The organism is Cobetia sp. 29-18-1, from assembly GCF_029846405.1.
In the GTDB taxonomy this organism is placed as follows: domain Bacteria; phylum Pseudomonadota; class Gammaproteobacteria; order Pseudomonadales; family Halomonadaceae; genus Cobetia; species Cobetia amphilecti.
This window is the reverse complement of record NZ_JARWKS010000018.1, coordinates 78046-84454: the sequence shown is the minus strand read 5'-3', so window position 1 is coordinate 84454 and position 6409 is coordinate 78046. Positions and strand designations below refer to the sequence as shown.

The 6409-nt window shown below is 64.0% G+C and carries 4 protein-coding genes, 1 tRNA gene and 1 riboswitch; of the genes, 2 read left to right on the top strand and 3 right to left on the bottom strand.

All coding sequences use genetic code 11. The features are described from left to right. Positions 1–268: 268 nt before the first annotated feature. Positions 269–359: transfer RNA gene (locus QD208_RS13995), tRNA-Ser, on the top strand. Positions 360–581: 222 nt separating this feature from the next. Continuing rightward, positions 582–1793 carry a DEAD/DEAH box helicase gene (locus tag QD208_RS13990; RefSeq protein WP_153635434.1) on the top strand — a complete coding sequence of 404 codons (1212 nt, stop codon included), beginning with the start codon at positions 582–584 and terminating at the stop codon, positions 1791–1793. Between the two features lie 145 nt (positions 1794–1938). On the opposite strand, the gene QD208_RS13985 is transcribed toward QD208_RS13990, so the two are convergent. The 3 genes from QD208_RS13985 to QD208_RS13975 form a co-directional block, all read right to left on the bottom strand. After that, positions 1939–3063 (bottom strand): GGDEF domain-containing protein, encoded by a 1125-nt coding sequence (locus tag QD208_RS13985; RefSeq protein ID WP_054557336.1) that lies wholly within the window; start codon positions 3061–3063, stop codon positions 1939–1941. Between the two features lie 215 nt (positions 3064–3278). After that, the gene (locus QD208_RS13980) at positions 3279–4988 is read right to left on the bottom strand and encodes a potassium/proton antiporter (protein WP_131431696.1); all 1710 of its coding nucleotides are present in this window, start codon (positions 4986–4988) and stop codon (positions 3279–3281) included. A 137-nt stretch (positions 4989–5125) separates the two neighbouring features. After that, entirely contained in the window at positions 5126–6091 is a 966-nt protein-coding gene (locus tag QD208_RS13975; protein ID WP_279837167.1) for a hypothetical protein, read from the bottom strand. A 165-nt stretch (positions 6092–6256) separates the two neighbouring features. Further along, a riboswitch (TPP riboswitch) is annotated at positions 6257–6370 on the top strand. Positions 6371–6409 lie beyond the last annotated feature (39 nt).

Below are 6409 nucleotides of genomic sequence, written 5' to 3'. Positions count from 1 at the left end.
GGCGTAGGTTAATAGCCTACCCAGGGTTCGAATCCCTGTCCCTCCACCACCTTGATTCCGAAAGCCCCGTCTACTTCAGGTAGGCGGGGCTTTTTCGTGGCCTGACACATGACCTGATTCATGGTCCGGTGCCAGCAGGCGGCTCCGGCGGCCTCACCCCGGCGCCATCCTGCTGCAAGTGATTGTCCGTGATGGCTTTTCCGAAGATTTTTCTTCGCCTACCCCTTGCTATTCTCATCAGGTTCGGTAGTATTTCGCTCCGTGAGTCGGAGGGATGGCAGAGCGGTTGAATGCACCGGTCTTGAAAACCGGCGTAGGTTAATAGCCTACCCAGGGTTCGAATCCCTGTCCCTCCACCACCTTGAATTCCGAAAGCCCCGTCTACTTCAGGTAGGCGGGGCTTTTTCATTGTTGCCGCGCAGCGCCCATCGCCGCCACTTCGCTACCCTGCCTGAGCAGCGATGGCCAATGATGCGCCGGGCCGTCAGCGGGCTTTCGGCTACAGTGAGCATCACTGCGCCAGACATTCCTTGCCGCAGAATGTGCGCTTGCCCCTCCCCCTCTAGACAAGTCGAGACACCATGCCATTTTCTGCCCTTGGTTTGAGCGATTCCATCGTCAAGGCCGTCACCGAGCAAGGCTACCAGACCCCGACTCCCATCCAGGAGAAGGCGATCCCCGTCGTGCTGGCCGGTGACAACCTGATCGCCGCCGCCCAGACGGGTACCGGCAAGACGGCAAGCTTCGTGCTGCCCATCCTGCAGACCCTGCAGCAGGCGCCCAAGGTGCGTGCCAAGCGCGTACATGCCGTCATCCTGACGCCGACGCGGGAGCTGGCGATTCAGGTCGAAGACAACATCCAGCACTACTCCAGGTATCTGGAAGTCAGCTCCATGGCGATGTATGGCGGCGTGGAGATCGAACCCCAGCAACAGCGTCTGATCGAGGGCGTGGACATCCTGGTGGCGACGCCTGGCCGCCTGCTGGACATGCTGACCCGCCGCGCGATCCACCTCGACGAGACACGCACCCTCGTCATCGACGAAGCGGACCGCATGCTCGACATGGGCTTCATCGCCGACATCAACAAGATCGTCGAGAAGCTGCCCAGAGAGCGCCAGAACCTGCTGTTCTCGGCCACGCTCTCGGCCCAGGTGCGCGTGCTCGCCAAGACCGCAGTGACGGACGCCGTCGAGATCATGGTCGCACCGGAGAACGTCACCGCGCCGGATATCAGCCAGTATCTGATCACGGTCGACAAGGAGTTCAAGTCCGCCCTTCTGAGCCACCTGATTCACGAGAAGCAGTGGCAGCAGGCGCTGATCTTCATCGAGACCAAGCGCGGCGCCGCCAAGCTGGTGAGTCAGCTGGAGAAGCGTGACATCGCTGCCGAGTCCTTCCACAGCGGTCGCAGCCAGGCAATGCGCGAGCAGCTGCTGGCCGACTTCAAGGCCGGCACCATCAAGTATCTCGTGGCCACCGGCGTTGCCGCGCGGGGCATCGACATCGATGACCTGCAACGCGTGGTCAACTACGACCTGCCGGACGCCGCCGAGGATTATGTCCACCGCATCGGGCGTACCGGCCGTGCCGGGGCCAGCGGTGAAGCCATCTCGCTGGTCTCGCGTGATGACTTCCGCAACCTGTGCGCCATCGAGCAGCACCTGGGCTATTTCGTGACGCGCGAAGTCGTGGAAGGCTTTGCGCCCAAGCTCGCGGTGCCGGCCTCGAACAGCGACTACGCCCCCAAGTCCGCAAACAAGGGCCGTCGTCGCCAGCCCAACCGCCGCTGACACCTCTCAGGGCAAGCCTGATGCCGCCCTGACACACGCACGCCCCCGGAGACATGAATGTCATTCTCCGGGGGCGTGCTGGGTTGTATACCAAGCCTTGTTCGCAAATCTCCATGCACGAAGCTCTGCTCACAGAGCTTTGTGCTCAATTGATGGCGGCGATGCCCGGCCCACCCACGGGGCCCAGCTGGGTGTCACTGACGAAGCCATTGCCGCCGTCCTGCTTGGCGCGGAACAGATTGACGTCGGCCTTGGCGATCAGGCCTTCCAGGTCCTTGTCGCCGGACTGACGCTGGGCGACACCGATCGACAGATTGACATCCAGACTGTTGAGGCCGTCATTGATGACGAACGGCAACGCCGAGGCGCCCTTGCACAGGCGCTCTGCCACCTGATCGACGCGCTCGCCATGCAGCCCCGGGCACAACAGCACGAACTCCTCGCCGCCATAGCGCCCGACCAGGTCCTCCCCGCGCAGGATGCTGCGCATGCGCCGCACCAGCTCCTTGAGCACCTGATCACCGGCCTGGCGACCCCAGGTCTCGTTGATCAGCGCCAGATGGTCGACATCCACCATCATCACGCTCAGCGCCCCGTTGTTGATCAACATGCCGCGCCCGCTGTCGACCAGCTCGGCGCGACTCAGGGCGCCGGTCAGCGCATCGAAGCGCCCTCCCGTCTCGAAACGCTGCTGCAGGCGCTCCACCGACCAGCCCATCTGCACCAGCACCAGCGTGAAGAAGATGGTCAAGACGCCCAGATTGATGATGCGAAATGCCAGCATCCAGCCGGCGGGCAGCGGATTGGTCGGCCCTTCCAGCATCAGGATGATGTAGGCCAGCAGCGGCATGCTCAGGCAGGCGGCACACAGCAGAACGCGCCGCATGAACGACATGCGGATCGAGTAGATGCACAGCAAGGCGCCGAAGTAGAAGTAGTCGAACCCGGCCTCAGAGCCGAAATAGCGCAGCGAGAAGCTGATCTGCGCGCAGGTGCCCAACGCCATCAGCGTGGCCGCCAGGGCTTCACGGCGAGCACGGTGCAGCTGCAGACAGACCAGATCGACGATCAGCATCGCCAGATTCAGCGCCAGAATGCCCATCTCGCCCAGCCACAACAGCAGGATGGCGTAGAGCAGATGGCAGCTGACCGCCAGCACATAGACCACGTTGAAGGTGGCATGAAAGGTCTTCTCATCCGCCGTGAGTCCGGGCGGGAATTGCTCGAATCGTCGCAGAAAGCCCGCGAGATGAGGATGTGGGCTGGCCATGTAGTCACCTCCTTGTCGCTGGCCACAATCGGTGGCCAGGCGCTGTCACGGACAAATTGGCCTGACATCAACAGAATACGATATTGATGAGTCCAAACACGACGCCCCCATTACACGCAGTGCAATGGGGGCGTCGTAGTGTGTGAAGCGCAGGCGCAGGCGCAGGTCCAGACTCAGGCCCTGACACAGATTCAGGCTCAGACACGGACTCAGACTCAGTGCAGTCGCAGGCCGACCTTGGTGATGCGATTGCCTTCCACCTCGTTCACCACCCAGTGGATACCATGCCAGTCGACATCGTCGCCGACCACCGGCACCCCGCCGACTCGCCGGGTGATGAATTCGGCGATGGTCAGGTGGTGCTCGCCCTGGGAGAGCGTCAAGCCGTAGACATCGGCGATATCCTGCATGTTGGCATCGCCTTCCAGCGTGAAGGTCCCGAAGAAGGCACGTTGCTCGTGCTGCAGACTCTCGCCATTGAACATGCGGTTGAGGCTCGGCACATCACAGGAGCGCCCCACCACGCACAGCACATCCTGCTGATGCAGGCAGGTGCTGCCCTTGGGGTGGATCAGCACCTTGTTGCGGAACAGCGCCCCGACCTTGGCCCCCGAGGGGAAGCGCAGCATGCGCAGCGCCACGCCCTCCAGCGCCGTGTTGTCGACGCGATAGACCAGCATCTCGTAGTCATTGACCGGCATGATGCCGAGCAGGTTGCGGCGACTGGGCTGTGCGCCCGGCGGCACCACCACCCTCAGCTTGCGCGCCATCGGCGCCAGCGACGAGCCCTGCACCAGCAGCGAGATGATGACCACGAAGAAGGCGACATTGAAGTAGAGACCGGCATTCTCGACCCCGGTGATCACCGGGAAGATCGCCAGCACGATCGGCACCGCCCCTCGCAGCCCGACCCAGCTGATGAACCACAGCTCGCGCCAGCGGAAGCGGAAGAACGGCTTGAGACACAGGATGACCGCCAGCGGGCGCACCACCAGAATCAGCGCCACGCTGAGGATGGCGGCCGGCAGCGCGAACTGCAGCATGGTCGAGGGCGAGACCAGCAGGCCCAGCATCAGGAACAGCACGATCTGCGAGAGATGCGCCAGGCCATCATGCACCGGCAGGATGTGCTCCAGATGCCGCCCGGGGTGATTGCCGATCATCAGGCCGCACAGATAGATGGCGAGGAAACCGCTGCCGCCCATCTCGTTGGTGGTGGCGAACAGGCTCAAGCCCAGCGCCAGCGCCAGCAGCGAATAGAGGCCGGGCGCGAGGTCCAGATAGCGCATCAGACGGGCGATCAGCCAGCCGCCGGCGATCCCCATGGCGGCGCCGACACCGAACTGCAGCAGGAAACTCATGATGCCCGACGCGACGCCGGATAGCTGACCGGTCAGGATCTCGGCCAGCGTGATGGTCAGGAAGATCGCCATCGGGTCGTTGGTGCCGGACTCGATTTCCAGCGTCGCACCGACACGCTCATTGAGGTGAACGCCCTGGCCGCCCAGCAGCGAGAAGACCGCCGCGGCATCGGTGGAGCCGACGATGGCCCCGACCAGCAGGCCTTCGATCAGGGTGAGATCAAACAGCCACATGGCCAGAAGGCCCACCAGGCCGCTGGTCATGAAGACCCCGACGGTGGCCAGCACCAGCGCCGGTTTCAGGCCGGCACGAAACGTGGACAGCCGCGTGCGCAGGCCGCCATCGAGCAGGATGAGCGCCAGCGCCAGGTTGCCGATCATGTAAGCGGATGAGGCGTCATCGAACTGGATGCCCAGCACGCCATCTTCACCCGCCAGCATGCCAAGGCCGAGGAACAGCAGTAGCAGCGGCATGCCAAGACGCGCCGAGACGCGGCTGGCCAACACGCTCAAGGCGATCAGCGTGCCTGCCAGCAAGAAATAATAATTCAGGTTCTCTACCACGAGTGCTCCCCCGCCAAGCCCTACATCAGATCTCGAGTGACGTCCACGACGACTCACCCACAGTATTCCATGTCAGCGATGGGGCTGCAGAGAAATTTCACACCTTTCATGTACTTGCAGCGTGAAGCACGCGGATTTCACGCCAGGCTGCGCGGCGAGACCCAGGCCGGGGCTGCCGCAAGCTCAGCATAGGACCGCGGGCCGAAGGCCTCCATCGCCCACAACAGCGCACGACACAGCTCACGCTGGCCATCGAGATCGATCATGCGCCCATGGCGCGAATAGCCCTTCATGAAGGCCTGACGCTGCTCCGGCGTTTCCAGCAGCAACTCCACCAGCGCCCAGTCGAACTCGATCGGTGCCCACACCAGCGCCTCCCAATCGCTCCATACCCAGCCGGTGGCGGCGCACAGATATTGATCGGCGCGCATGTCCGGCAGACACCACACCGCGCGGGTCGGCGCCGGGTAGGTGCGCTTGAGCAGCGTGCCAAGCTCCGCGCGACGCGGGTGATGGGCGAGATAGCGCGTGACGCGGGTATTCCAGTGCAACAGCGGCATCGGCTGCGCCAGCGGTTGGCCGAAGCCCGACACCGTATCCTGATGCAGGCGACCGAGCTGGTCGCCCAGCAGCTCACAGAAGGTGATGCTGAGATCACTCGGCTGCCCGCTGGACCACGGCAGGTGCCAGATGGGCGCGCCATCGAGACGCCCCAGAAAGGTCAGGGGCAGTGGCGGAATCGGCAAACGCGCGGGCAAGGCGCCCGCCAGTCGCGTCAGGCCCTCCGGCGTCGCCCAGCGATCGGCGCCGAAGACCCCGCGCATTGCGCGCCAGAAGGGGTCATGGTCTGGGCCGGTGCGCGCCAGCTTGATGAGGCCGGGCGTGCCGCCACGCTGGCGCCATAGCCAGTTGGCGCTATCCGGCCAGGCGAGCGCCAGCGGTTCGAGCGGTTGACCCAGATAGGTCGAGAGCCGGCGGGTCAGTGACTCCTCGGGCCAGCCCCTGGGCACGGGACGCGGCTCGCCCACGGCCTCAGCCGTGCTCGGCCGCCGCGGGGGAACGGGATAACTGGAACAGGTCGAGAGATCCGGTGTGTCGGGCATGATGATCTCCTTGGGCTACACGTCTTGTTACAGTAATGCTCAGCATACCCAAGGCGTGGCACATCGGCATAGTCCGTTTCGCACGCCACCTCTGCCCTGCCCACCTGACCCGCCCCCCTGACCCGCGCCGGACAAGACACCGGCAAGACAGTGACGTTACACTGTCGGCCTGGATGGGGGTGCCCGAGGATGGGCTGAGAGCCGCAGCGATACGTCGCGCGACAACCCCTGGAACCTGATCCGGTTGATACCGGCGGAGGGAATCCCCGACGCGTGCCCTGCATGGCGCGTCACCTGTTTCCTCCTGCCGGCATGCCG